The organism is Janthinobacterium sp. CG3, from assembly GCF_000344615.1.
Taxonomy (GTDB): Bacteria; Pseudomonadota; Gammaproteobacteria; order Burkholderiales; family Burkholderiaceae_D; genus Janthinobacterium.
The window spans coordinates 2,804,059-2,828,867 of record NZ_KB467824.1 but is presented as its reverse complement, the minus strand read 5'-3'; the positions used below and the strand labels follow the sequence as shown (position 1 = coordinate 2,828,867).

The following is a 24,809-nucleotide window of genomic DNA, read 5'->3' as shown; positions in this document are numbered from 1 at the left end:
TCATTGCGGGGCCAGATTGAGTTGGCGGATGCGTACGCTGGCGGGCGGGTGCGAGTCGTAAAAGGCCGAATGCAGCGGGTCCGGCGTCAGCGTAGAGGCGTTGTCTTCGTACATTTTGACCAGCGCCGAGACCAGGTCGCGCGCGTCGGTGTGGCTGGCGGCGAAGGCGTCGGCTTCGAACTCGTGTTTGCGCGAGCTGAGCGAGGTCAAAGGGCCGAGCAGGAAGGTGAACACCGGCAGCGCCAGCATGAACAGGATCAGCGCCATGGCGTCGTTGGGCTGGCCGGCCAGCAGCAGCGGGTCGACCCCCAGGCCGGTGTAGAACCACAGCTGGTTCTTCAGGTAGCCCAGCAGCGCCAGGAAGGCCAGCGAGATGGCGAACATCATGCCGATGCGCTTGACGATGTGCTTGAGCTTGAAGTGGCCCAGTTCGTGCGCCAGCACCGCCTCGATTTCCTGCGGCGCCAGGCGCGCCAGCAGGGTGTCGAAGAAGACGATGCGCTTGTTGGCGCCGAAGCCGGAGAAGTAGGCGTTGCCGTGGGCGCTGCGCTTGGAGCCGTCCATGACGAACAGGCCCTTCGAGGCGAAGCCGACGCGCCGCATCAAGCCTTCGATGCGGGTTTTCAGCGATTCGTCGGCCAGCGGCGTGAACTTGTTGAACAGCGGCGCGATCACGCTCGGGAACAGCACCATCATCAACAGTTGGAAGCCGCTCCACACCAGCCAGGCGTACAACCACCACAGGCCGCCGGTTTTTTCCATCAGCGTCAGCACCACCCAGATCAACGGCAGGCCGATGGCCGCGCCCAGCAGCAGGCCCTTGGCCATGTCGGCGAAGAACAGCGCCTTGCTCATTTTGTTGAAGCCGAAGCGCTGCTCCAGCTTGAACTGCTTGTAATAGTCGAACGGCAGGTCGAGCAGGCCGGAGATGGCGGCGAAGGCGACCAGCAGGCCGAGCTGGTAGGCCATGCCGGGGCCGGCCAGCTTGAATACTTCGATCGACAGCCATTGCAGGCCGCCGAGCAGGGTGAAGCCGATCAGCACGGCGCTGTTGACCAGCAGCGCGAGCAGCCCCAGCTTGGTCTTGGCGACGGTGTAGTCGGCCGCCTTTTGATGCGCGGCCAGGCGGATTTTCTCGGCGAATTCGGGCGGCACGGCGGCGCGGTTGGCCAGCACGTGGCGGATGTGGCGCGAAGCGAGCCAGAAGCGCACCACTAGCGTCAACAGAAGGAAAGATACAAACAAAATGGAAAACGCGAGTGAATACATTCTATGCCTGTGAGAAAATGGCGGATTGAATTGATTTGGCCAAGAGAGAATTATGTCACAAGCGACCGACGTAGCAGCACCCGCCACCCCAATCCGCCCAAATGAGATGAATTTGATCTGGGTCGACATGGAAATGACCGGCCTGGAGCCGGACACCGACCGCATCATCGAGGTCGCCGTGGTGGTCACCGACATGCATCTGAACGTGCTGGCCGAGGGGCCGGTGTTCGCGATCCACCAGTCCGACGAGACGCTGGGCAAAATGGACGCCTGGAACAAGGGCACCCACGGCCGCTCCGGCCTGATCGACCGCGTCAAGGCGTCGACGGTGACGGAGGCGCAAGCCGAAGCCGAGCTGATCGCCTTCCTGAGGAAGTATGTTCCCGCCGGCAAGTCGCCGATGTGCGGCAACACCATCGGCCAGGACCGCCGCTTCATGGTGCGCGGCATGCCGAAGCTGGAGGCGTTCTTCCACTACCGCAACGTCGACGTGTCGACCCTGAAGGAACTGTGCAAGCGCTGGAAGCCGGAAATCTCCACCGGCTTCAAGAAGCACCAGAAGCATACCGCGATGGCCGACATCATCGAGTCGATCGAAGAATTGAAGTACTACCGCGAGCATTTCATCAAACTGTAACCCCGCAGACCGTCTGCGCGCCGGCCCGGTCGGGGCGGCGCCTTCACGCCCCCTATCTTTTCTACGACCGACTATGCACGCCGAAAACTTCGTATTGCAAGAGTATTTGGACCGGATCGGCTACGCCGGCGCGGCCGGCGCCGACATCGCCACCGTCCACTCGATGATGCGCTGCCAGTTGTTCGCGGTGCCGTTTGAAAACCTCGACGTCCAGGCCGGCAAGGTGGTCTCGCTGGTGCCGGAGGAAATCGTCGAGAAGATCGTCGGGCGCCGCCGCGGCGGTTACTGCTACGAGGTCAACGGCCTGTTCGCGATGGCCCTGGAAGCGCTCGGCATCGCCTACCAGTTCGTCGCGGCGCGGCCGATGTTCTACCCGGTCAAACGGCCGAAGACCCACATGGCGGTGGTGTTGACGCTGGACGGCGTGCAGTGGTTGTGCGACCTGGGCTTTGGTAGTTACGGCATCCGCGCGCCGATGCGCCTCGACCTGCTCGACAGCGCGGTGCGCCAGGACGACGACAGCTTCATGTTGAGCAAGCTCAACGAACGCGACTATTTGCTGCAGGCGCTGGTCGAGGGCGAGTGGGGCCGGCAGTACGGCTTCGACCTGTCGCCGCAGGAATGGATCGACTTCGCGCCGGCGAATTATTTGAATTCGACCCATCCGGACGCGATCTTCGTGCAGAAGCTGGTGATCGTCCGGCACGACCCCGAGGGGCGGCATATTTTCGTCGGCGACCTGCTGAAAACGGTGCGCGCCGGCCACGTCGACAAACGCACCGTCGGCCCCGGCGAGCGCGCCGCGCTGCTGCGCGACACCTTCGGCTTGGCGCCGGACGCCTGAGGCGCGCCGGGCGCTGTGCGCCGCCGGCTAGGCGGCGTCGGCCCTGGCCTCGGCGACCAGCCAATCGCAAAACGCGTGGACCAGCGGATTGCTTTCCGCCTGGACCGAGCGCAGCAGGTAATAACAATACGGCCCCATGACCCGGTGTTCGAGCGCGCGCACCAGCCGGCCCGACGCCAGGTCGGCGGCGATCAAGGGTTCGGCGGCCAGCGCCACCCCCTGGCCGCTGGCCGCCGCCTCCAGGCTCAAATACGTGTGCGAAAAGCGCGGTCCGCTGCCGCCCGGGTGCGGCACGCCGCAGCTGTGCATCCAGCGCGCCCAGTTCATCTCGGCGGGCAGCTTGGCTTCCGGCTCGTCGTGCAGCAGCGTATAGCTGCGCAGGTCGGCCGGTCCGCACAAATCGCCGGCCGCCGCCAGGTAGGCCGGGCTGCACACGGCCGAAAACCATTCCTCCATCAATAAGTCCACCTTCAGCCCCGGATAATGCCCCGGCCCGAGCCGGATCGCCACATCGACGCCCTCGCGCGCCAGGTCGACCGCGTTGGTCGAGGCCAGCACGCGCAGCTCGATTTGCGGGTGGCGGTCGCGCAGCCGGCCCAGGCGCGGCATCAGCCAGCGCGTCACCAGCGAGGTGGTGGCGGTGACGGTGACGACGCGCTCCTCGCCCTGCCGGCGCGCCGCCTCGGAGACGTCGGCCAGCCGGTCGAGGATGGGGCGCAGCGATTCGGCGTAGCGCTGGCCGGCGCTGGTGAGCACCACGCCGCGCGCCATGCGCTGGAACAAGGGCACGCCCAGCCACGCCTCCAACTGCTTGACGTGGTGGCCGATCGCGCCGGCGGAGACGTGCAACTCCTCGCCGGCGCGCTGGAAACCCCGGTTGCGCGCGGCCGCTTCAAACGCGTGCAGGGCCGCGAGCGGGGGCAGTTGGCGTGACATGTTAGCCTCAATAATATTTGGTCTTAGCGGGAAGAATATTGGTTTGTTTAGAACTGTGCAAGCGAATATGATGGATTCGTCGCTTGAAGACGACCCGCAATTAAATTGACGCATTGCGCGTCTCGCTCCGGTCCGCGGCGGCGCCCCCTCCACACTAGCCAACACAAGGAAAAATCATGTCCCATCGACGCGCAGTCGCCCTGGTATTGCTGTCGGCCGTCGGTTTCGGCAGCATGGCCCTGTTCGCCAAGGCGGCGTACGCGTCCGGCGTCGCGCCGTCGACCCTGCTGGCCTTGCGCTTCGTGCTGGCGGCGCTGATGCTGGCGCCGGTGGTCTGGATCAAGGGCCTGCAACTGCCGCGCGGGCGCGTGCTGGCCGGCTATATCGCCATGGGTTGCATGTATACGGCGCAGTCGCAAAGCTATTTCAACGCGCTGCTGCACGCCAGCAGCGGCCTGGTCGGCCTGTTGTTATACGTCTATCCGGTGCTGGTGACGGCGCTGGCGCTGGCGTTCGGCTGGGAGAAACTGGACCGGCGCATGCTGGTGCTGATGTTGGTCGCGGTTGGCGGCATGGCGGTCACGCTGGGAGGGGAGTTGCAGGGCAAGCCGATCGGCATCGCGCTGGCGCTGCTGGCGGCGGCGATCTACGCGTTCTATATCTTGCTGGGCAACCGCCTCTCGCGCAGCCGGCAGGATACCCATCCGATGGCGGCCTGCGTCGTCATCATGGTGACCGCGGCGGTGAACAATACCGGGCTGGCGATGTGGAACGGCGTGGCGCTGCCGGACGGCGCCGGCGGCTGGCTGGCGGTGGCGGCAATCGCACTGTTCTCGACGGCGATGGCGGTCGCCTGCTTCCTGTCGGGCGTCAAGGAAGTCGGCGCCGCGCAGGCATCGATCCTGTCGACGCTGGAGCCGGTGGTCACGCTCGGCCTTGGCGTGGCGATGCTGCACGAGAGCGTCAGCGCCAGCCAATTGCTGGGCGGCGCGCTGGTGTTGACGGCGGTGGTATTGCTGGCGCAACGGCCGCCGGCCCGGCCGGCGGCCGGCGCGACGGGCGCCCGGGAGGCTTCGGCGTTGAGTTAATGAAAATGAACAGCGTCACCCTGGGGGCGGACCTTCAGGCCTGACCCCGGCTCTTTGCCTTTGCTGGATTTTCAGCGCCGCCCGTCCGCCGCGGATCGGGAGAGGATTCGATGTTACGATCGACGATTGTCATATATTTAAGGTTCCAAGTGGAAATCGACCATATCTTCATTTGTGTGCAGCCGGGCGCGCCCGAGGCCGAGGCGCTGGCGCGGTTCGGCCTGCTGGAAGGCTCGGGCAACACGCATCCGGGGCAGGGCACGGCGAACCGGCGCTTCTTCTTCGACAACGCTTTCGTCGAGCTGTTGTGGCTGGCCGACGCGGCCGAGGCAAACAGCGACGCCACCCGGCCGACCATGTTGTTCCAGCGGCTCACGGGCGACGCCGCGCGGGTGTCGCCGTTTGGGCTGTGCTTTCGGCCCGGCGGTGCCGACGGGCCGCACGCGCCGTTTCCCAGCTGGCAGTACCGGCCGGCGTACCTGCCGCCGGGGCTGGCGGTCGACGTCGCCGACGCGCCGGCCACCGAGCCGATGTGGTTTTTCCTGGCCTTTGGCGGCCGGCCCGACGCGGCCGCGCCGGCGCGCCGCCAGCCCCTGCAACGGCCGGGCGGACTGCGCCAGATCACCTCGCTACGCCTAACCTCGCCGATACGCGGCGCCGCGTCGGCCGCCGCCGCCGCCGCGGGCGCCGCCGGCGTCCAGATGGTCGCGGGCGACGGCCACCTGCTGGAGATCGGTTTCGACCACGAGGGCGCGGGGCGCGCGCACGACTTTCGGCCTGGCCTGCCTTTGCTGTTGCGCTGGTAGCATCGCGGGCGCAGGTGTGGCCGGGGCCTGTGGTAGCCTAGTGTCGGCACTGCGCCGCGCACCACCGTGCGGCGCGCGCCCCGCCTGAAGGAGTCCGCATGCTCGCTCAACGCCATCTGGTTCTGTCGCTTGCCCTGCCGCTGGCGGCGCTGTGCGCCGCGCTGTCCGGCGCGCCGGCGGCAGCCGCGCCGGCGCCGGCCGATCCGCTGCACGCCTGGGCCGCCGGCAACGACCCGGCCAAGCTCGAACGCTGGGTCGACGGCCACCTGGCCGCGGCCCGCGCCAGCGTCGACAAACTGTTGGCCGCGCGCGGCGCGCGCACGGTCGCCAACACGCTGCGGCACTACGACGAGGCGCTCAACCAGCTTAGCCTGGCCGGCAACCAGGCCTATCTGCTGTACGCGGTGGGACAGGGCGCGGCGCTGCGCGACAAGGCGCAGGCGCTGAACCGGAAGGTGGCCAGCGCCAGTGCCACGTTGAACCTGAACCGCGCGGTCTACCAGGCGCTCGGCAAGGTGGTGGCGGCGCCCGGCGACGCGGCGACCCGGCACTACCTGGAGCGCACGCTGCTGCTGTACCGCCTGGCTGGCGTCGACCGCGACGACGCCAGCCGCGCCCGCATCCACGCGCTGCAGGATAAGATCACCGAGCTGTCACTGGTGTTCGGCCGCAACGTCCAGGACGGCACGTTGAAGGTCGGCGCGACGCTGGCCGAACTCGACGGCCTGCCCGCCGACTACATCGCCCGCCACCAGCCCGACGCCGACGGCCGCTACACGCTCACCACCGACCAGCCGGACGCCGCGCCGGTGTTCGACTTCGCCCACAACGCCGAGCTGCGCCGGCGCATGTACCTGGCCTACCACGCGCGCGCCTATCCGGCCAACCGCCAGGTGCTGCTGGAGCTGCTGGCGACGCGCCAGGAGCTGGCCGGCATCCTCGGCTTCGCCAGCTATGCCGACTTCGCCACCGCCGACCAGATGATCGGCAGCGCCGCCAACGTGCGCAAGTTGTTCGGCGAGGTCGACCAGGCCTCGCACGACGCCATGCAAAAGGAGTACGCCCAGTTGCTGGCGTTCGCCCAGGGCCGCCAGCCGGAGTTGACGGCGATCGCCCAGTCCGACGCCAACTACTGGATCGACCAGTACCGGCGCGAGCGCTACGCCTTCGACACCCAGTCGGTGCGGCCGTACTTCGCCTACGACAAGGTGGAGGCCGGCATACTCGACGCCGCCGCCAAGATCTTCCGCGTGCAGTTCAAGCCGGTCAACAACGTCGCGCGGTGGCACGCCTCGGTGACGCTCTTCGACGTCGTCGACGGCGGCCGCAAGGTCGGCCGGATCTATCTCGACATGCATCCGCGCGAGGGTAAGGACAAGTGGTTTTCCAGCGCCGCGGTGGTGCCCGGCATCCGCGGCCGGCAACTGCCGGAGGGTATGTTGATCTGCAATTTCTCGGGTGGCGCGCCGGGCGACCCGGGCTTGATGCAGTACAGCGAAGTGGTCACCTACTTCCACGAGTTCGGCCATTTGATGCACCACATCCTGGGCAGCCAGAACCGCTGGTCGGGCCAGGGCGGCTTCAACGTCGAGGGCGATTTCGTCGAGGCGCCGTCGCAGATGCTGGAGGAGTTTTTCCGCAGCCACAGCGTGCTGGCGCCGTTCGCCCGCCACTACCAGAGCGGCGCCGTGCTGTCGGCCGAGACGGTGCAGCGGATGAACGCGGCCAACGCCTTCGGCCGCGGCTACTGGGCGCAGCGGCAGTTGTTCTACGCCAGCCTGTCGCTGCGCCTGCACGACCGCCCGGTGGCCGAGGCCGACCCCGACGCCTTGCTGCGCGAGGCCGCCGCCCGCTACAGCCCGTTCAGCTTCGTCGAGGGCAACCACCTGTACGCCAGCTTCACCCACCTGACCGGCTACGCGTCGAATTACTACACCTACGTGCTCGACAAGGTGATCGCGCTCGACCTGTACAGCCGCTTCGAGCGCGCCCGGCCGCTCGACGGCCCGGCTGCGGCGCGCTACCGCAAGAGCGTCATCGACCCGGGCGCGACCAAGCCGGCGGCGCAACTGGTGCAGGACTTCCTCGGCCGGCCGCAAAACATGGACGCCTTCAAGGGCTGGCTGGGCGAACAGTTCGAGGCTACGCCGTAGCCCGGGTGGGCGAAGCGTAAGCCGACCTATGAAATCTTCCGCCGCCGTCACTCCCCGGCCAGTTCCCGGTGGCCGGTTCCGGCACGGCCGACACCGACAGGTGCGGTGAATCGGGGCGGAGGGGAACGGCTGCGCGCCGCCCGGAGTAGGGCGGCGCGCTAGGGAGGTTTAGACTGTGCGGCGGCGCGACATAAAGCCTAGCAGGCCGAGGCCGGCCAGCAGCATCCCGTAAGTGCCTGGTTCCGGCACGGCCGACACCGACAGGTGCAGGTCGTTGGCGGTGGCCCAGACGCCTGGCTGGTCTCCGGCCGCCAGCGTCACTTGCGTGAAGTCGTCGGTTGAGACAAAGCCGAGGAACGAGGAGCGGTCGGGGACGTCCAGATCGTAGCTGACGAAATGGCCCTGCGCGTCGGTGGCGGTCAGCGTGATGGTGTCGCTGTACGTGTAGTCGCCAAACAGGTTCGAGCCGAAGAAGAAACCGCCGACGCCGCGCACGCCGCTGGAGAAGCCGTCGAAGGTGATGGTGTCGCGGCGGGCGTTGGCGGTCAACCAATTGTCGCCGCCTTCACCGGCGCCGTACAGTATCGGCGACGCCGGCCCCGAGCTGGCGACGTAGTTGTAGGCGCCGGCCGTGCGCGCCAGCGGGCCGTCGACCGAGTCGATCGGCAGGTCGTCGTAGGAATCGACGCCGGTGTTGCCGACGGCGGCCAGATAGGCCGACTGGTTCGTGTACACGGTGATATCGGCTTGCGCCGCGCTGGCAGCCATCAGTAAAACGGCGAGGGACAGGGTTTTCAGGGACAGGGAAGACATATGCAAGATCAACTCCTCTAGACGTGGGTTAACAAGGCAAGATGTTTTAATTGACAATTCAATTAAGACAACTTGAATGTACGGCCACCTTAAGAAAGATGCAAGAAAATAATTATTTATTTGAAATTTATTCTTGCGTCGCCGTGGCAGGCTGGCGTTGCACGAGAATGGGGGGGCGTACGGGGAGGGGCGGAGCGCCGGCGCCGGCCGCGCCGCCGCTTGGTGCGGCCGGCGCGGGCAGGTGTGGCAGGTGCGGCGGATGTCGCGGACGTGGCGGATGTTACGGCGGGCGGCAAGCCGGGTGGCTTGCCGCCGTGGCTTACTCGGCTGCCGGCTCGGCGGCCGCTTCGGCGCCGCAGCACTTCTTGAACTTCTTGCCGCTGCCGCAAGGGCAATCGTCGTTGCGGCCCACTTTCGGCTCGTCGCGCTTCAGCGTCTGCACCGCGGATTTGCGGCGCGGCACCCAGAAACGGAAGATCTCGGGCAGGTTCGCCTCCAGCGCCACGGCCAGCTTGTGCGCCTTGACCGGGTCTTCGACCAGTTGCAGTTCCTCTTCCTCGATCTCGTCGGCGCCCAGCAGGTAGATCGGCTGCATCAGCGGCGCCAGCTCGGACTCCCAGATTTCGTCCCACGAACCGGCGCGCAACTCCATGCCTTCCCAGAAACCCCAGCACCAGGCCTCGGCGTCGATCAGGGTCTGGCCTTCGTGCTCGTGCTCGACGAACAGCGGCTCGAATTCCTTCGGCGCCACTTCAAACGTCACCAGCACCTCGTTCATGAAGCGCATGATCAGGTTGACGATGCGTTCCTCTTCCTTGGGATTCTTGAACTTCGGCGCGGCCTTGCCGTCCTCGCCCCAGACGCGCGGCAACCACTCGGCCGGCATGATGCTTTCCGGTCCGATCGCGATGGCGGTCAGGTAGCCGTGCAGGATGTCCATCGTCATCGCATCGTCGGAGCTACGCTCGGACAACAGGAATTGGTCTAGTTCGTCGAATTCTTTTTCGGATAATGGCTGGTCGAGTTGCATGGCGTGCTCTTTCTTAGGGGAAGCCGACAGTATACGCCCTGTGACCGGCTTTCGCTCGGGAGTTTGCTCGGACGCGCGCGATGGGCCGTACAATAACGTCCATGCACACCGAAAACCAGCCGCCCGACGACGCCAGAGCCGTCCACCCTTTCTCCGAACTGAGCCCGGATTGCGTGCTCGACGCGCTCGACAGCGTCGGCCTGCGCGGCGACGGCCGTCTGCTGGCGCTGAACAGCTACGAAAACCGGGTCTACCAGGTCGGCATCGAGGACGCCCAGCCGCTGGTGGCCAAGTTCTACCGGCCGGCGCGCTGGAGCGACGCCGCCATCCTCGAAGAGCACGCCTTCGTGGCCGAGCTGGTCGAACGCGAAATCCCGGTGGTGCCGGCGCTGGCCATCGACGGCCGCACCCTGCACGAATTCAAGGGCTTCCGCTTCGCCGTGTTCAGCAAGCACGGCGGCCGCGCGCCGGAGCTGGAAGACCCGGCCACGCGCGAGTGGATCGGCCGCTTCATCGGGCGTATCCACGCGGTTGGCGCGCTGGCGCCGTTTCGCGAGCGGCCGGCGCTGGACCCGGCCAGCTTCGGCGTCGAGCCGCGCGACTTCCTGCTGGCGAACGATTTCATCCCGCCGGAATTGCTGGCCGCTTACTCCAGCGTGGCCCAGCAGGCGCTCGACGGCGTGCAGCGCTGCTACGAGCGGGCCGGCCACATCGCGCCGCTGCGCCTGCACGGCGACTGCCACGGCGGCAACGTGCTGTGGACCGACGCCGGCCCGCATTTCGTCGACTTCGACGACAGCCGCATGGGGCCGGCGGTACAGGACCTGTGGATGATGCTGTCGGGCGAGCGCGGCGACATGGTGCGCCAGATGGGCGACATCCTGGCCGGCTACGAAGACTTCTGCGACTTCGACCCGCGCCAGTTGTACCTGGTCGAGGCGCTGCGCACGCTGCGCCTGATCCACTACTCGGCCTGGCTGGCGCGGCGCTGGGACGACCCGGCCTTCCCGGTCGCCTTCCCGTGGTTCAACACCCAGCGCTACTGGCAAGACCGCATCCTCGAACTGCGCGAACAGATCGCGCTGATGGACGAAGCGCCGCTCTGGCCGGTCTAAGCCGTCAAGGCAGCGTGATTTTCGTAGATCGGGTTAGCCGGAACGGCGTAACCCGGCTGGCGTCGGCAGAGGGCCGGCGTCGGATTCGGCCGCCAAACAGCCGAAATGAACGGTAAACCCCTCTCTGCTTGCCATTCCGCCGGCGCCGCCGCGCAGCCATAATAGGAGTTAAGAAATTCCGGCAACACCACGGAACACACCAACACAGCGAGAAACTCATGCAAGCACAACAGGCAGATCGCCAAGGCGCCACACTCACCGTCGCATACTCGTCCAGCGACGCGCAGGACGACATGGTGCTGGACTGCCCGCTGCATGAGGCCGAGCCGGCCGCCTTGCCCGCCGCCGCCGAAGCGGCCCCGGCCGCCGCGCCCGGGCGCGCGCAAATGGAAATGAAGGCGATCCACGAAGCGATCGCCCGCGTCGAAGCCGAGGCCAAAGCCACCTGCGCCGCCGAAAGCCGGGCCATGGCCGAAGCGCGCGTGCGCGTGCTGGCCGAGGACCGCGCCGCCATCGACAGCGCCGCCGCCGCCGCCGCCCAACAAAACGCGCGGGCCGCCGAGGAGTCGATCGCCGCCAACCGCGACCGCCTGGAAACCATGCGCGCGGCGGCCCAGGCCAGCGAGGCCCGGCTCGAAGCGGTCAGGCTGGAAACCGCCGAACTGCGCGCCCGCGTCGAATCGGACACGCAGATCCGCCTGGCCGCCGAGCAGCGCGCCAAGGCCGAACAGGAAAACCGCCGCCGCGCCAGCGAGCAGAACGCCGCCGAGTCGGCGCTGGCCGAGCAGGCCGCGCGCGCCGCCGACGAGCTGCAAGTGCAAACCGAGCAGACCCGCCTGCAAGCGGTCGAGCGGGTCGCCGCGGTACAGGCGGCGAAAGAGGAAATGGTCGGCATCGCCTCGGCCGACGCGCGCCTGGCGGTGCTGGCGCGCGAGCGCGAGCGGCACGCCTACGGCGCGCGGCAGACCGCGCAGATGCTGGCCCAGGCCGAAAATGAGGCGCTCGAATTGACCATGCAGCGCGAACGCGCCGACCAGGTCGCCCTGGAGTCGGCCTTCAACCGCGCCGCCGCCGAAGTGCGCGCGCTGGAAGAGGCGCGCGCGCTGGCCCACCTGGAACAGGAACGCGAGGCGATCGCGCTGGCCCAGGCCGAATCGGAACGCCACGCCGCGCAATCGCTGCGCCTGCGCCTGCAAACGGAAAAAGAAGTGCGCGACGCGGCGATCCACCGCGAGCGCCTGGAAATGGTGGCCGCCGCCAGCGCCGAAGCGCGCCGCGACGCCGACCTGCGCATCCTGGCCGCGACCGAGGCGCGCATCGAAGTGGACCGCCAGTTGCGCGCGGTGGCGCTGGCGCGCGTCGCCGCCGAGCAGGAAGCCGAAATCCAGGGCCACGCCAAAGTCGAGGCCGAGGCCAACGCGATGGAACAGGCGCGCCTGCTGCAGGCCGCCGAAGCCGCCGCCGCCGCCGCCGCCGTGCAGGAACTCGACGAGCGGCAGCGCGCCACCCGCCTGGCGCAGGAGCGCGAGAGCCTGGCGCGCGCCGGCGTCGAACTGGCGGCAAGCCAAAACGCGGCCGCGCAAACCGAAGTGCTGGCCATCGCCGCCCAAGTTGAGGAGAGCGGCGCGAACGCCGCGCTGGCGCAGCAAAAAGCCGCGCAGGCCGTGCGCCTGCTGGCGGCCGAGCGCGAACGCGGCGCCGCCGAACACCTGGCGCTGGCCAGCATGAACGAGCGGCTCGACGCCGAACAGGTGGCCGCGGCCGCCGCGCAGGCGCGCATCCAGTCCGAACAGGACGCGGTACAGGCGCTGCGCGCGCAGCAGGACGCCGAAATGCGCCTGCAAGAGGCGGCCGACAAGCAAGCGGCCGCGGCGCGGGTGATCGCCGAGCAGAGCGCCATCGAGGCGGAACAAAAGGCATTGGCGGCGCAAGCGGCCCAGGCCCAGGCCAAGCTGGCGGTCGAGCTGGGCCAGGTGCATGGCGAACGCACCCGCGCCGAACAGGACAAGGCGCAAACGGCGGCGGCCCTGCTGGCGTCGGAACAAGCGCTGCTGGCCTCGCAACAGGCCTTCGTGCAGGCCGAACGCCAGACGCTGGCGCTGAAGGAAGAGCATTTGCTGCTGCAGCGCCAGACCAGCGCAGCCGAAGAGCGCGCGCTGCAAGCGATCGCCGCCCGCGTCGAAGCGGAAAGGAACGCGGCGGCGCAAGCGGCGGCGCGCGCGCTGGTCGAGCGGGAAAACGCCGAGGCCGAGCGCCAGCGCGAACTGGCCGAACAGGACGCGTACCAGGCTAGCGTCGAGAAATGCGAAGCGCAGAAAATCCTGCTGGCCGGCGCGCAAGAACACGCCGCGCTGCAACGCAAGGTGGCCGACGCGACCCGCGCGATGGCCGCGGCGAAACAACAACTGCTGGCGCTGGAAAGCCGCCGCCTGCAAGCGGAAGAACAGGCCCTGGCGGAGCTGCAGGAAAAGCTGCAAGCCGAGCACGTGGCCAGCCAGCGCGTGGAGGAGGGCGATTTTTCGTCCGCCATCGCCGCCGCGCGCGCCAAAACCGAGCGCGCCCAATCCGAAATGATCGCCCGCGAAATGATCGCGCGCCTGACCCAGTCAAGCGAAGCCTCCAGCCACGACTGGCAAGCGCGTTAAAAACGCCCTACGACGCGCCAACTTCATGCCACCTGGGTCGCGTTATGGGACTATGTGGACTTTTTCGGCGTAGTATTCGGTTTCGCCGAAGCAGTCGGTCGGGACGCCTTTGTGCTGGGCGTAGCTGAGCAGCACGCGTTGGCCGGTCGCGGCCAGGAATTGCTTGGCCACGGCGTCGTCGCGCACGCTGAACTGGAATTTTTCCGGCACCGCGCCCGGCAGCGTCGTCAGCATGATTTCGCCTTCCCAGGTCTTGCAGACCCAGCCCCGTTTGGAGAATTTCTGCAGGAAGCCGGCGCGCTCGCCTTCCGAATAGGTGACGCTGAGCGCGATCCAGGTGTAGGCGCAGAACAGCGCCAGCGCGGCGGCGGCGACGCCGATCAGGGTGAACGTGATGCGTTTGCTGGTGGTCATGGTCTGCCTTTCTATGGGATGCTTAGTCTTTGCGGCCGGCCGACCAGTTCAGGCCGAAGCCGTAGCGTTCGTCCATCAGTTGGTGGGCGGTTTTCTTGCCTTCGCCGCCGAAGTACTCCACCAGCTTGGTCACTTGCAGGTTGCCGCCCTTGTTCTCCAGCATGGCGATGGCGCACATCATGTGCCGGCTGTCGCTGTCGAGTTTGACTTCGACCGACGGCTGGCCCGGAATCTCGATGCTCACCATGGCGTCCGTCGCGGCCCAGTTCGGCACGCCCTGGTAGATGAAGGAGTAGATCAGCACGCGCTTGATGCGGTCGAAGTGGACGCCGTTGATGAACAGGTTTTCGCCGGTGCTGACGGTGCCGGTGCGGTCGTCCGCCTCCAGGTGGATGTAGGGCGGCTGGTCGTAGGCGCCCCAGGTGTTGCCCAGCGCTTGCACCGCGCTTTTGGCGCCGTCGCTCATTTCAAACAGGCAGCCGATGTCGAGGTCGACGCCGTTGGCGCCGCCGCCGCCCACTTTGCTAAATAGTTTGCCCATGAAGCCGGCCGGCTCGGCTTTCGCCGGCGTCGTCGCCGTGCCGCCGCGGTTCCAGTTCAGGTTGACGCGGATGCGGCCGTAGCCCTGGCTGTCGCGCTTGTCGAGCGAAATTTTGTCGCCGGTCTTTTCCAGCCGGATTTTCGATAGCGAGATTTTTTTCGCCTCGGGCGCGGGCGCGGCCGCCGGTGCCGGAGGCGCGGCGGCAGCGGGCGCCGGTGTCGACGTCGCTTCGCTGCCGCCGAAGTGTTTCAGCAGCGCCGCCAGGCCGCCGGAGAAGCCCTGGCCGACGGCGCCAAAGCGCCAGGCGCCGTCGCGCCGGTAGATTTCGCCGACGATGACGGCTTTCTCGTCGACGAAGTCGGCGCCGGAAAAGGCGAAGCTCAGGTTGCCCTGGCCCAGCGTCAGCGAGGACGGGCCCAGCGCGCGCATGCTGCCCTGGTCGCTGGCGGCGGTAAACACCAGCTTGTCGATGCTGGCCGGCAGGCGCGCCAGGTCGAGCTGGAACACAGCCTTGCCGGCCTCGCCCAGTTGCAGCGTCACCGCGTTGTCCGGCGCGCTCTTCTGGTTGAAGAAGACCATATAGCGGTCGTCCGACAGTTGGCCGTTGGCGTCCAGCCCGAAGCAGCTGACGTCGACGTCGATGGCGCCGGCGGCGATCTGCAGCGTGGCGGCGAAGGCATCGCCCAGGCCCAGTTCGGCCAGCTTGCCTTTTTGTCCTCGGTTGAAATTGCTCATGGTCGTACACTCCCTTGTGTGGTCGGTGTCTGCGGCTGGCCGTGCGGCGCGGCCTCCGGGCCGGCGCCGCCGTCGTGGCCCTGGCCCTGGCTGGCGTGGTTGCTAATATTGCCTATACTATCATTAGCGTGGCGGATGCCGAACAGGCGCGCCTGTTCGATGATTTGCTGCGCCCAGCTGCTGTGGGTGGCCACTTCGCACATCGATTCCTGCATGCGGAACACCGCCGGGCTGTCCGGGTCGATGATGCGCAGCGCCAGTTCGATGTCCGATTGCGCCACCTGGTAGTGGCGCTCGATGTGCGGCACCTGGTCGGGATGGATCGCGGTTTTGGCTATCATGCCGTGGGCCAGGTCCTGCGCCACCTCGGCGTCCAGCCAGGCGCCCTGCGACAAGTGCTCGAACACCGGCGCGGTGAGCGGGATGCCGTGCGGCCGGAACGTGGTGATCAGCCGGCCGATCACCTGTCCCAGCGGGGTCTGGTAGATGGTGCCGCTGGTGGGGCGGCGCAGCCCCAGCAGCGCCAGCAGGTCGTTGCCGCCGATGCGCAGCGCCAGGATGCGCGGGCGCACCTGCGGCGCGCTCAGGCAGCGGCAAAACAGCTTCATTTCCTCGTCGTCGAAGACCTCGGCCGTTTCCAGCGTCGGCATCAACAGGTGCTGGGTGTGGCGCACCTGGGCGAAATACTGCTCGAAGTTGTGGCGGGTGGTTTTCGGCAGCACGAAGCCGGTCAGCTTGTGCGCGCCCGGCATCGCCAGCACGCGCGCCATCACTTCGGGGTTGCGCACGCGCACGAAGCGCAGCGAGTCCGATTCCTCGCCCATGTTTTGCAGCGCCAGCGACAAGTTGAACAGCGCGTAGCTCAGGTCGCGCTCGGCGACCGCGTCCTCGGTGCACAGGATCAGCGAGCGCAGGTGCTCCAGCTTGTCGCCGTTGGCGATCGCCAGCAAGTCCTTGTGGGTGCTCGGCACGTACAGCGAGGCGCCCAGCGCCGGCTTGTGCGCGCTGTGCTGGTAGCTCGGGTTATCCATCGACTGCGCTCCTGATCAGGGCGGCCGCCTGGTAGGGCAGCGTTGCATCTATTGTTAGTGGTATCGATTTTTCGGCCGCCAGCAGGCACAGGTGCGCCACGTCCGGCGCGTCGGCGTCGCGCACGATCAGGCGCTGCGGCACGCGCCGCAGCAGCACCCGGGTCGCTTCGCCGATGCCGGGCTTGACCAGGTTGACGTCGTCGATGCCGTAGCGCCGCTGCGCCTGCGCCATGTAGGCCGCCGAGGTGGCGGCGGCGGCGCGCGCGTCCAGCGCCTGCGCCGCCGGCACGCCTTCGGCCGCGGCCAGCGCGACGGCGTCGCCGACCAGGCCGTCGGCGAACTGGCGCGACTGGTCGTGGGCGGCGAACTGCTCGTAGTAGACGCAGCCGTGGAAGTCGTCCGGGCCGATCGCCTGGTTCAGCACCGAGCGGCTGACCAGGCCCGAGACGGTGGCGTTCAAAATGCTCGACGGGATCAGGTAGTCGTCGCCGGAGGCGGCGCAGGCGGCCGTGCCGGCCAGGTCGCACAGCACGTACAGGCCGCCGTCGACGGCGCTGCGGTGGCGCGCGTTGAAGCCGTCGACGGCCTGGCGCAGTTCGCGCGAGATCACGCCCTTGCCGGTCCAGCCGTCGATGAAGACGATCGATTCGGCGCTATGGCCCTGCCGCAGGATGTGCCGCAGCGCCACTTCGTCGACGCCGCGGTCGCGGATGATCGACACCGAGTAGTGGCTGCACTCGCGCCCGAAGACGCGCCGCAGCAGGTGGCCGAGGATGACGCCGACCGGGGTGCCGGCGCGCGCCAGCGACACCAGCGTGATGGCGCCGTCGCGGCGCGCCGCGATCAGCGCGGCCAGGCGCAGGCAATCGCGCGCCATGCGCTGGCGGTTGGCCGCGAAGGCGTCGCGGAACAGCGCCAGGTAGGCCGGCGACGGCAGCGACTCCGGCGACAGCATTTCGCTGTAGTGGCGCCGGCCGGACTGGATCAGGCGCTCCTTTTCGTCCAGGTCGAGGATAGGTTCGACGCCGATCGGTTTGAGCAGGAAGCTGACGTCCCCGGCGCGGTAGCTGCCGCTGAACGTCATAGGGCCGCCACCGTCAGGGCCGCCAGCTGGGTGCCGTTGGGGATGATGGCGTAGTCGCAGGCGGCCATGAAGCGCGCGTCCGAGCGGCTGTCGCCCATGCCGAAGCTGAGGATGGGGCCGTGCTCGGCCTCCAGCTCGGCGCGCAGGTAGGCCACCGCGCGCGCCTTGTTCAGCGTTTGCGGCAGCAGCGCCAGGTTGTTGCCGTTGCGGTGGATGAAGTAGTCGGCGCCGGGGCCGTCGACCCACGGGCGCAGCACTTCCATCTCGATCTCGGCGAGCCGCTCGGCGTTGGCCTCGTGGTCCTTGATGACGATGTAGAACGGCGTCGCGTAGTCCTCGATCAGGCGGGCGCGGGACGGCCGGCCCAGCTTGACCTGGAAATCGTCGATGACGTCCATCGCCTCGCGCAGGCCGGGCAGCGCCACGTGCATGTCGGCGCGCATCAGGTCGAGCCAGCCGGCGTCGAGCGCGCCGCCCGGTTGCAGCACCACCCCGCCGTAGTCCAGCACGGCGTAACTGGCGAACGGCAGCTTGACCCGGCCAAAGGCGTCGGCGTTGCGCGCGGTGGCCGGAATCAGCGTCATCTCGCGGTTGGCGAACTCGGTGAAGGCGCGCTGGCGCGGCGTCGTATACGAGCACGCCTCGCCGTTTTTCAGATAGGCGGCCGGCTCCAGCGCCACTTCGGCGGCGCATTTTTTCGGGGTTTGGAACAGGGTGTCGTCAAGGTCGACGAACAGGAATTTCTTCAATTTGGGTCTCTGACTGGAAGTGGAACAGGCGGCCGTCGAGCTGGCCGGCCAATTGGGTGAGGGCGTCGCACAGCGGGGTTTCGTGGCAGATGAAGACGTGTTGGTACTGGCCCGCCGCGACATTGTAGAGGTAGTTGGCGATGCCCTCGCCGTAGTTGTCGGGGCAGCTGACGATATGTCCAACCGAGCCCCACGACAGGATCGGCGAGCGGGTGGTCGACTGCACCAGCACGTGCTTGCCGAGCGCTTCGAGTTCGCGCGCCAGCAGGAAGGCCGGGTGCATGAATTCGCCGGTGCCGAGTACCAGCACCGATTCGCCGGCGCCGATTTCCCGGGCCAGGCGCACGGCCAGCGCGTGCGGGGCCGCCAGCGCGCGCTCGACGCCGATGCGCCCGAAGGCGGCGCTGGCGCCGCGCTCGGCGTCGGCGTCGAACAACTGGGCCGGCGCGGCCAGCGGCGCCGGCGCCGGGCCGTTGACGAAGCTGTAGTGGCCCGACAGCGTGGCGCCGACCGTGGTCGGCACGCCGAAGCGCGGGGTCAGCTCGGCGTTGGCCTCGCGGCCCATGAAGTTGGTGATGACGGCCAGGTGGATGCGCTCGATGTTCGGGTTGCGCGCGCGGCAGACGGCGGCCAGGTTGACGAAGGTGTTGCCGGTGCTGGCCTCGTCGTCGACCAGCACCAGGCTGCGCGCCAGCGCGAACAGCTGCGCGGCGCGCTCGGACAGGTGCAGGAACTGGCGCGGCGCGTGGCTGTGCGATTCCTCGAATTCGAAGAAGGGCACGCTGCCGACGCGGTAGCGCGAGCTGTGCAGGAACAGCGCGCTGCGGCCCGGGTTGTCGCGCAGGTAGGCCTCGAAGACGCCCTGGCCGAGGCCGATCGCGGTTTCCGCCATGGCGATGAAGACCACCGGGCCGGGCAGGCTGGGCGGGATTTGCCCGGCCAGGTCGGAGTGGATCATGTCCATCGCCCGCGGCGTCACCGGCCAGTGCTTGCCCAGCACCTTGGACAGGAATAGGAAGCCGCGCTTGGCGTTGGCGCGCGCGGCGAAGCCGATCAGCCAGTTCAGCGGGAAGCGCGCCTCGTCGACCTTCAGCGTCAGTTCGCCGGTCGGCATTTGCTTGGTGACGAAGTTCATGGCAGCTCCACGACCACGGCCGCTTCGCCGACGCGCAGGCCGTCGCGGATGGCCGGCACGGCCAGGCCGGCGTAGCCCCGGTCGAAGCCGGCCAGCGCCAGGTAGGGCAGGTTGGGGCCGGCCGCGCACGCCATGCCGATGCCGCCGGACATGCGCGGATTGATCTCCAGCAGCGCCAGGCCGTTGCGGCCCTCGCGGAACTGGATGTTGAACACGCCGTTCAAGCGGTAGTCGCGCGCCAGTTGCGCGCACGCTTGCAGGATGTCGGTTCTAGCGTCGATGAGCTGGCCCTGGCCGCCGGCGTGCGGCTTCTTGCGCGGCACCGCGCAGACCAGTTGGCCGTGGTCGGCGACGCAGTCGGCGCTGTATTCGTAGCCGTCGAGGTATTCCATCAGCAGCAGCGGCTTGAAGGTGGCCAGCTGCGCCAGGCCGCGGCGCAGCTCGGCGGCGTTGACCTGGTAGGCGGCGCCGGCCAGCAGCAGTTGCGTGGTGCTGCGCTCCTCGTCGAGGACGGCGAAGCCGAGCGCGTAGACGCCTTCGGACGGCTTGATGCACAGCTTGCGGTGCAGCGGGCGCAGCTCGGCGTAGGCGGCGTCGTACTCGGCGATGTTTTCGACCACGCGAAATTGCGCCGGCGGCGCTAGCGGCAGGTCGAGGCCGGCGCAAAAGCGCGCCTTGTCGTGCATCAGCGCCAGCACCTCGGCGCTGGCGACGCTGAGCACGCGCGTGCCCTGGGCCTCGAAACGGGCGCTGTTCGACGCGACCAGGCCGGCTTCCTTGCCGGGCCAGAAAATCGTCACGCCGCGCTCGCGGCAAAACGCCAGGCACCAGTCGAGGTAGGCCTCGCCGAGCAGGCCGGCCGGCTCGACGGCGTACTCGTGGGCGGCCAGGAAGGCGGCCGCGTGGGCGTTGGTGTTGCTGCAGATGACGTGGTAGCGGCCGGCGCCGTCCGCCTCGCGTATCAGTTTGATGGCCGTGCCGACCGAGGAAAATGTTTTGTTGAACCAGACGCGTTGCATGTAAAGCCTAATATGTTCGGTTGTGGCGCCCGAGGGCAGGGTGGTGCGGTGTGACGCGCTTGGCTTAACCCGCCTTGCCGCTGGCGACCCATTTCAAGAAGGCGTCGCGGTTGCGCGAGCAGATATACACCTTGCCGCTGCCCGAGAAGCGCAGCACGATGCCCTCGCCGCTGGTGACGCTGTTGACGATGTTGCCGATGAAGCCGCCGATACCGCCGCCGGCCGCCGCGCCGGTGGTCACCGACACCTCGTAGTGCAGCGAGCTGTCCCAGCAGACCACGTGCGCATTGTCGATGACGACGTCCTTGCCCTTTTCCACGTCGAGCTGGAACATCGAGCCGAAGCCCGACACCACCACCTGGCCGGTGCCCGAGGTTTCCATGACAAAAAAACCGCCGGACTGGGCGAACAGCGCGTTGCCGATGCTTTGCGTGCGCACCTTCATTTCGGTGCCCGAGGTGGCGGCGACGAAGGCGCCGTCGTTCATCAGATACTGGCGCGCGCCGACGTCGACGACCTCGATGGCGCCGGGCAGCGTCGGCGACAGCAGGCAGTCGCCGTCGCCGCGCAGCGCCTCGATGTGCTGCTGGAAGAACGATTCGCCGTTGGCGAAGCGGCGCATGATGGCGCTGCCGATGCCGCCGGTCATGCGGCCGCGCAGGTCGAGCGCGGTTTCCATCATGACCATGGCGTCGGACTCGCAATAGATTTTCTCGCCCTGCTTCATGTGCACGTGCAGGAAGGGATCGACGTCCCCGGTGGCGGTAAACACTGGCATGTTGTTCTCCCCAAAAAAGTGGCGGCGTGGCCAAAAAAAAGCCGCCTGAGCTAGATCCAGGCGGCTGCGTCAGCGCGGGACCGGTTTAAGCGTTGACCCCGTACGAGCGCGCCAGCGGCCCCAGGCCGCCCTTGAAGCCCTGGCCGATGGCCTTGAATTTCCATTCGCCGTTGTGGCGGTAGACTTCGCCGAACACCATCGCCGTTTCGGTCGAGCCGTCCTCGGACAGGTCGTAGCGGGCGATTTCCTTTTCGCCGTTGGCGTCCATGCAGCGGATGAAGGCCTTGCCGACCATGCCGAAGTTCTGGTTGCGCGACTCGGCGTCGTGGATCGTCACGCCGACGGTGATGCGCTCGATCTCGGCCGGCACTTTTTCCAGGTCGATGACCAGGCGCTCGTCGTCGCCCTCGCCGGCGCCGCTGGTGTTGTCGCCGGTGTGGGTGACCGAGCCGTCGGTGGATTTCAGGTTGTTGTAGAAAATAAAGTCGGAGTCGCCGCGCACCTTGCCGTCGGCCTTCAGCAGGAAGGCGCTGCCGTCGAGGTCGAAGGTGGCGCCGTCGGTGACGCGCGGGTCCCAACCGAGGCCGATGACGACTTTTTTCAGGTTCGGCGCTTCCTTGCTCAGGTTGACGTTGCCGCCTTTTTGCAGACTAATTGCCATGATTAAAACTCCTTTTTGTTAAGTATAACCGCACCGGGGATGCTTGTTGCGCACGGCGCCGCCCAGGCGTGCCGCGTCCTGCGATAACGTGGGGTTGATTGCGACAATATCAATCCTGGCCGGCCTGTTCTTTTTTATGCCGCACCGACGACCACAGCGACACCAGGATGAAGGCGACGCCGGACAGGCCGGTGAACCATTCGGGAATATGGTACTTGACGCTGGCGAGCATGATCAAGGCCAGGATGCCGATCGCGTAGTGGGCGCCGTGCTCGAGGTAGACGAATTCCTGCAAGGTGCCCTTGTGCACCAGGAACACCGTCATCGAGCGCACGAACATGGCGCCGATGGCCAGGCCGAGCATGATGACGACGACGTCGTTGGTGATGGCGAAGGCGCCGATGACGCCGTCAAAGCTGAACGAGGCGTCCAGCACCTCGAGGTAGAGGAAGCCGCCGAAGCTGCCGCGCGAAATCATCTTGCCGATCACCGGGTCGGCTTCCTCTTCCTCGAGCAGGCCGCTGATCCAGTTGACGGCGACGTAGATGGCCACGCCGAGCACGCCGGCGCTGAACACGCTTAATTTGCGCGCCTGCGGCACCATCAGCACGCAGCCGTAGGCCGCCGCCAAGGTCAGCAGGATGGCCAGGCCCTCGCTGCCGTGCTTGCCCAGTTTTTCCTCGATCCAGCCGAGCCAGTGCAATTGCTTCTCCTCGTCGAAGAGGAAGTTGAGGAACACCAGCAGCAGGAAGGTGCCGCCGAACGCGGCCACCTCGGCGTGGTTCTCGGTCAGGTGGCGCGAGTATTCAGTCGGCGTGTTGATGGCCATGTGCCAGACGTCGAGCAGGCCGAGGCCGGTGGCGACCGAGACGATGACGAGCGGGAACAGCAGCCGCATGCCGAACACGGCCACCAGGATGCCGACGGTGAGGAAGAGTTTTTGCCAGAATGCGTTCCAGTGGCGCAGCACCGAGGCGTTGACGACGGCGTTGTCGAACGACAGCGACACCTCCATGATGCCGAGCACGCCGGTGATCAACAGCGCCTGCAACAGGCCGGCCATGCCGGCGTGGCTGTAGCCCCACCAGCCGGCCACCGCCATCAGCACGACCGTGACCATAATAGAAATGCGAAAATGTTTCATATGAAAACCTTTGCGAGAAAACCGCGCTGAGCAAACGGGAGAGGCTGCCCCGGCCACCGCGGGCGGGGCGGCGGGCGCATTGCTGAATCCGACATGCTGATTTTATATTACTTGTCCGAAACTGGGCGCATTTGTCCCGATTGCTCGCGCATTGGTCCGCCCCGGGCGGGCGGCCGGTGGCCAGCGCGGCGTCCTTATCTGCGATAATTGCGGCCCGCGCCACGCGGCCCGTCACACCGGCCCATCACACCATATATAAGGAATCATTTTGGATATTGCCTACCTCGTCACCCCCCTGATAACCTGGACCCTGGTGGGCCCGATCAAGTTCCTCATCAACAGCGTGCGCACCCGGCAATGGGCGTTCGGTCTGGTCGGCAACGGCGGCTTTCCCAGCAACCATAGCGCCGTCGTCGCCAGCATGGCCACGCTGATCGCGCTGCGCGAGGGCATCGGCCACCCGGCCTTCGGCGTCGCCGTGACGCTGGCCTTCATCGTCGTCATCGACGCCAACAGCCTGCGCCAGCACGTCGGCAAGCACGCGGCGGCGATCAACCGCCTCGGCAAGGACGGCGGCGCGCGCGTCTGGTTGCGCGAACGCATGGGCCACACGGTCGTGGAAATCATCGGCGGCCTGTGCACCGGCGTCGCCATCGCCCACGGCATCCACGCCGTGCTTGGCCGCGGCTGAGCAGGCGCGTAGCCGCCCAGGCTGAAATGCCTCGTTGGCATCATTGAAACCAAGGGCGCCACCCCGGGGGCAGACCCTGAGGGCCTGATCTTCCCGCCTTGGCGCCGGCTCTTTGCCTTGGGTTGGTGTTTGGCGTGCGCGACCTCTTAACACTCGGGACCGGCTACGCCGGCTCCGCTTCATCCCCCCGAAACCGCGTTTCGAGCGCCAAATTTGGCGTTCCGTCTGCTCGCCGATTGACGCCCCGCGCCGCCTCCGGGATACTCTGACACTTGCTGTTTTATTAAATATTCCGTCCGCATTACAGGTCAATAATTTTCGGAGACGTCTTCTATGTTGCGCAAAACCATATTCGTGCTCGCGGTCGCATCGGCCCTGGCTGCTTGTAGCAAGGGTGCCACTGAACCGGGCAAGGCCGGCGCCGCCGGCAAGAAGGCGGACGCGGCGGCCGAGCGCAAGCTGCTCATTTCGCCCGAGGATGTGTTGACGATTCAAAGCAACGCGCTCGCTTCCGGCCCCGTCATCACCGGTTCGGTGCAACCCGAGCGGCGCGCCGACCTGCGCGCCGAGGTGTCGGCCGTGGTGTTGCAGGTGCTCAAGGAGAACGGCGAGGTCGTCAAGCGCGGCGATCTGCTGGTGAGCCTGGACGAGACGGCGATCCGCGACAGCCTGCAGTCGGCCGAGGCCGGCAGCCGCGCCGCCGGCCAGACGCTGGAGCAGGCCGAGCGCAACCTGCAGCGCTTGAAAACGCTGCGCACCTCGGGCATGGTGTCGGCGCAGGCGCTGGACGACGCCGAAAGCCGCCGCAACAACGCGCAAAGCGAGCTGGCGGCGGCGCGCACCCGCGCCGCGCAGGCGCGCCAGCAATTGCAGCGCACCGCCGTGCGCGCGCCCTTCGACGGCGTCGTCAGCGAGCGCAAGGTGTCGAACGGCGACACCGCGCAGATCGGCAAGGAGTTGATCAAGGTGATCGACCCGACCAGCATGCGTTTCGAGGGCCTGGTGTCGGCCGACAAAATCGGCGTGGTCAAGGCCGGCCAGGTGGTGCGCTTCCGCGTCAACGGCTATCCGGGCCAGGACTTCACCGGCCAGGTCAAGCGGGTCGACCCGGCCGCCAACGCCGTGACGCGCCAGGTCGAGGTGCTGGTCGCCTTCGCCGACAAGACGCTGCCGCGGGTGGCCGGCCTGTACGCCGAGGGCCGCATCGAGGCCGACAGCGTGCCGGCGCTGATGATCCCCGACGTCGCCGTGGTGCGGGTCGGCGACAAGGCGCATACCTGGCGCCTGAAGGGCAAGACCTTGAGCAAGGTGGCGCTGGAGCTGGGCGCGCGCGACCCGCGCACCGGCTACCGCGAGGTGCGCGCCGGGCTGGCGCAGGGCGACACGGTGTTGCGCAGCCCGAACGCCAGCTTCAAGGACGGCCAGCTGGTCGAACTGGCCGCGCCGAAGCCGGCGCCGGCGGCCTCCGCCGTTGCCAGCAAGGGGAATTGA

The 24,809-nt window shown here is 67.4% G+C and carries 23 protein-coding genes; 9 read left to right on the top strand and 14 right to left on the bottom strand.

Annotation, left to right across the window (positions count from 1 at the left end; translation table 11 throughout):
* On the bottom strand, positions 1-1,269 hold the full coding sequence (locus JANGC3_RS0112360; RefSeq protein ID WP_026132901.1) for a M48 family metallopeptidase: 1,269 nt from the start codon (positions 1,267-1,269) through the stop codon (positions 1-3).
* Positions 1,270-1,321: 52 nt separating this feature from the next.
* On the opposite strand from JANGC3_RS0112360, the gene orn reads away from it, so the two are divergent.
* Both orn and JANGC3_RS0112350 read left to right on the top strand, forming a co-directional pair.
* Positions 1,322-1,906 (top strand): oligoribonuclease, encoded by a 585-nt coding sequence (gene orn, locus JANGC3_RS0112355; protein WP_026132900.1) that lies wholly within the window; start codon positions 1,322-1,324, stop codon positions 1,904-1,906.
* A gap of 73 nt (positions 1,907-1,979) precedes the next feature.
* Positions 1,980-2,750 (top strand): arylamine N-acetyltransferase family protein, encoded by a 771-nt coding sequence (locus JANGC3_RS0112350; protein WP_017876801.1) that lies wholly within the window; start codon positions 1,980-1,982, stop codon positions 2,748-2,750.
* A 27-nt stretch (positions 2,751-2,777) separates the two neighbouring features.
* Here the strand turns inward: JANGC3_RS0112350 and gcvA are convergent, their stop codons facing one another.
* A complete protein-coding gene (gene gcvA / locus JANGC3_RS0112345) occupies positions 2,778-3,686 on the bottom strand; it encodes a transcriptional regulator GcvA (RefSeq protein WP_017876800.1) in 909 nt (302 codons plus the stop codon).
* A 176-nt stretch (positions 3,687-3,862) separates the two neighbouring features.
* On the opposite strand from gcvA, the gene JANGC3_RS0112340 reads away from it, so the two are divergent.
* The 3 genes from JANGC3_RS0112340 to JANGC3_RS0112330 all read left to right on the top strand — a co-directional run bounded on the left by JANGC3_RS0112340 (position 3,863) and on the right by JANGC3_RS0112330 (position 7,733).
* On the top strand, positions 3,863-4,774 hold the full coding sequence (locus tag JANGC3_RS0112340) for a DMT family transporter (RefSeq protein ID WP_035787658.1): 912 nt from the start codon (positions 3,863-3,865) through the stop codon (positions 4,772-4,774).
* Positions 4,775-4,923: 149 nt separating this feature from the next.
* Positions 4,924-5,580, top strand: coding sequence for a VOC family protein (locus JANGC3_RS0112335; RefSeq protein ID WP_017876798.1), 657 nt, complete (start codon positions 4,924-4,926; stop codon positions 5,578-5,580).
* 98 nt (positions 5,581-5,678) lie between these two features.
* A complete protein-coding gene (locus JANGC3_RS0112330; protein WP_017876797.1) occupies positions 5,679-7,733 on the top strand; it encodes a M3 family metallopeptidase in 2,055 nt (684 codons plus the stop codon).
* A 168-nt stretch (positions 7,734-7,901) separates the two neighbouring features.
* Here JANGC3_RS0112330 and JANGC3_RS33730 read toward each other — a convergent pair whose 3' ends face one another.
* Complete coding sequence (locus JANGC3_RS33730) at positions 7,902-8,558, bottom strand: PEP-CTERM sorting domain-containing protein (protein ID WP_017876796.1); 657 nt, start codon at positions 8,556-8,558, stop codon at positions 7,902-7,904.
* Positions 8,559-8,865: 307 nt separating this feature from the next.
* Complete coding sequence (locus JANGC3_RS0112320; protein ID WP_017876795.1) at positions 8,866-9,576, bottom strand: UPF0149 family protein; 711 nt, start codon at positions 9,574-9,576, stop codon at positions 8,866-8,868.
* Positions 9,577-9,677: 101 nt separating this feature from the next.
* Between JANGC3_RS0112320 and JANGC3_RS0112315 the strand changes: the two genes are divergently transcribed.
* A complete protein-coding gene (locus JANGC3_RS0112315) occupies positions 9,678-10,691 on the top strand; it encodes a serine/threonine protein kinase (RefSeq protein ID WP_017876794.1) in 1,014 nt (337 codons plus the stop codon).
* Between the two features lie 293 nt (positions 10,692-10,984).
* Positions 10,985-13,336, top strand: coding sequence for a hypothetical protein (locus JANGC3_RS0112310; protein ID WP_017876793.1), 2,352 nt, complete (start codon positions 10,985-10,987; stop codon positions 13,334-13,336).
* A 42-nt stretch (positions 13,337-13,378) separates the two neighbouring features.
* Here JANGC3_RS0112310 and JANGC3_RS0112305 read toward each other — a convergent pair whose 3' ends face one another.
* The 10 genes from JANGC3_RS0112305 to JANGC3_RS0112260 form a co-directional block, all read right to left on the bottom strand.
* Positions 13,379-13,750, bottom strand: coding sequence for a hypothetical protein (locus JANGC3_RS0112305; protein WP_017876792.1), 372 nt, complete (start codon positions 13,748-13,750; stop codon positions 13,379-13,381).
* Positions 13,751-13,772: 22 nt separating this feature from the next.
* On the bottom strand, positions 13,773-15,026 hold the full coding sequence (locus JANGC3_RS0112300) for a TerD family protein (RefSeq protein ID WP_017876791.1): 1,254 nt from the start codon (positions 15,024-15,026) through the stop codon (positions 13,773-13,775).
* Positions 15,023-16,057 (bottom strand): HpcH/HpaI aldolase/citrate lyase family protein, encoded by a 1,035-nt coding sequence (locus tag JANGC3_RS29190; protein WP_017876790.1) that lies wholly within the window; start codon positions 16,055-16,057, stop codon positions 15,023-15,025. The genes JANGC3_RS0112300 and JANGC3_RS29190 overlap by 4 nt, the downstream gene beginning before the upstream one ends.
* Positions 16,050-17,141 (bottom strand): cysteine protease StiP family protein, encoded by a 1,092-nt coding sequence (locus JANGC3_RS0112290; RefSeq protein WP_017876789.1) that lies wholly within the window; start codon positions 17,139-17,141, stop codon positions 16,050-16,052. The genes JANGC3_RS29190 and JANGC3_RS0112290 overlap by 8 nt, the downstream gene beginning before the upstream one ends.
* Positions 17,138-17,890 carry a hypothetical protein gene (locus tag JANGC3_RS0112285; RefSeq protein WP_017876788.1) on the bottom strand — a complete coding sequence of 251 codons (753 nt, stop codon included), beginning with the start codon at positions 17,888-17,890 and terminating at the stop codon, positions 17,138-17,140. The genes JANGC3_RS0112290 and JANGC3_RS0112285 overlap by 4 nt, the downstream gene beginning before the upstream one ends.
* A complete protein-coding gene (locus JANGC3_RS0112280) occupies positions 17,862-19,025 on the bottom strand; it encodes a phosphoribosyltransferase domain-containing protein (protein WP_017876787.1) in 1,164 nt (387 codons plus the stop codon). The genes JANGC3_RS0112285 and JANGC3_RS0112280 overlap by 29 nt, the downstream gene beginning before the upstream one ends.
* Positions 19,022-20,044 (bottom strand): ATP-grasp domain-containing protein, encoded by a 1,023-nt coding sequence (locus JANGC3_RS0112275; RefSeq protein ID WP_017876786.1) that lies wholly within the window; start codon positions 20,042-20,044, stop codon positions 19,022-19,024. Before JANGC3_RS0112275 ends, JANGC3_RS0112280 begins: the two co-directional genes overlap by 4 nt.
* Positions 20,045-20,108: 64 nt before the next feature.
* A complete protein-coding gene (locus tag JANGC3_RS0112270; protein ID WP_017876785.1) occupies positions 20,109-20,822 on the bottom strand; it encodes a TIGR00266 family protein in 714 nt (237 codons plus the stop codon).
* Positions 20,823-20,907: 85 nt separating this feature from the next.
* Positions 20,908-21,483 (bottom strand): TerD family protein, encoded by a 576-nt coding sequence (locus JANGC3_RS0112265; RefSeq protein ID WP_017876784.1) that lies wholly within the window; start codon positions 21,481-21,483, stop codon positions 20,908-20,910.
* A 109-nt stretch (positions 21,484-21,592) separates the two neighbouring features.
* Positions 21,593-22,627 (bottom strand): DUF475 domain-containing protein, encoded by a 1,035-nt coding sequence (locus JANGC3_RS0112260; RefSeq protein WP_026132898.1) that lies wholly within the window; start codon positions 22,625-22,627, stop codon positions 21,593-21,595.
* 268 nt (positions 22,628-22,895) lie between these two features.
* Here JANGC3_RS0112260 and JANGC3_RS0112255 point away from each other — a divergent pair, with 268 nt between their 5' ends.
* Both JANGC3_RS0112255 and JANGC3_RS0112250 read left to right on the top strand, forming a co-directional pair.
* Positions 22,896-23,318 (top strand): divergent PAP2 family protein, encoded by a 423-nt coding sequence (locus tag JANGC3_RS0112255; RefSeq protein ID WP_026132897.1) that lies wholly within the window; start codon positions 22,896-22,898, stop codon positions 23,316-23,318.
* Positions 23,319-23,651: 333 nt separating this feature from the next.
* Entirely contained in the window at positions 23,652-24,809 is a 1,158-nt protein-coding gene (locus JANGC3_RS0112250; RefSeq protein ID WP_017876781.1) for an efflux RND transporter periplasmic adaptor subunit, read from the top strand.

Bases quoted from the DNA above. Each gene is read 5' to 3' on its own strand.
- JANGC3_RS0112360 (WP_026132901.1), bottom strand. From the start codon at position 1,269: ATGTATTCACTCGCGTTTTCCATTTTGTTTGTATCTTTCCTTCTGTTG.
- orn (WP_026132900.1), top strand. From the start codon at position 1,322: ATGTCACAAGCGACCGACGTAGCAGCACCCGCCACCCCAATCCGCCCA.
- JANGC3_RS0112350 (WP_017876801.1), top strand. From the start codon at position 1,980: ATGCACGCCGAAAACTTCGTATTGCAAGAGTATTTGGACCGGATCGGC.
- gcvA (WP_017876800.1), bottom strand. From the start codon at position 3,686: ATGTCACGCCAACTGCCCCCGCTCGCGGCCCTGCACGCGTTTGAAGCG.
- JANGC3_RS0112340 (WP_035787658.1), top strand. From the start codon at position 3,863: ATGTCCCATCGACGCGCAGTCGCCCTGGTATTGCTGTCGGCCGTCGGT.
- JANGC3_RS0112330 (WP_017876797.1), top strand. From the start codon at position 5,679: ATGCTCGCTCAACGCCATCTGGTTCTGTCGCTTGCCCTGCCGCTGGCG.
- JANGC3_RS0112320 (WP_017876795.1), bottom strand. From the start codon at position 9,576: ATGCAACTCGACCAGCCATTATCCGAAAAAGAATTCGACGAACTAGAC.
- JANGC3_RS0112315 (WP_017876794.1), top strand. From the start codon at position 9,678: ATGCACACCGAAAACCAGCCGCCCGACGACGCCAGAGCCGTCCACCCT.
- JANGC3_RS0112310 (WP_017876793.1), top strand. From the start codon at position 10,985: ATGGTGCTGGACTGCCCGCTGCATGAGGCCGAGCCGGCCGCCTTGCCC.
- JANGC3_RS0112305 (WP_017876792.1), bottom strand. From the start codon at position 13,750: ATGACCACCAGCAAACGCATCACGTTCACCCTGATCGGCGTCGCCGCC.
- JANGC3_RS0112300 (WP_017876791.1), bottom strand. From the start codon at position 15,026: ATGAGCAATTTCAACCGAGGACAAAAAGGCAAGCTGGCCGAACTGGGC.
- JANGC3_RS29190 (WP_017876790.1), bottom strand. From the start codon at position 16,057: ATGGATAACCCGAGCTACCAGCACAGCGCGCACAAGCCGGCGCTGGGC.
- JANGC3_RS0112290 (WP_017876789.1), bottom strand. From the start codon at position 17,141: ATGACGTTCAGCGGCAGCTACCGCGCCGGGGACGTCAGCTTCCTGCTC.
- JANGC3_RS0112280 (WP_017876787.1), bottom strand. From the start codon at position 19,025: ATGAACTTCGTCACCAAGCAAATGCCGACCGGCGAACTGACGCTGAAG.
- JANGC3_RS0112275 (WP_017876786.1), bottom strand. From the start codon at position 20,044: ATGCAACGCGTCTGGTTCAACAAAACATTTTCCTCGGTCGGCACGGCC.
- JANGC3_RS0112270 (WP_017876785.1), bottom strand. From the start codon at position 20,822: ATGCCAGTGTTTACCGCCACCGGGGACGTCGATCCCTTCCTGCACGTG.
- JANGC3_RS0112265 (WP_017876784.1), bottom strand. From the start codon at position 21,483: ATGGCAATTAGTCTGCAAAAAGGCGGCAACGTCAACCTGAGCAAGGAA.
- JANGC3_RS0112260 (WP_026132898.1), bottom strand. From the start codon at position 22,627: ATGAAACATTTTCGCATTTCTATTATGGTCACGGTCGTGCTGATGGCG.
- JANGC3_RS0112250 (WP_017876781.1), top strand. From the start codon at position 23,652: ATGTTGCGCAAAACCATATTCGTGCTCGCGGTCGCATCGGCCCTGGCT.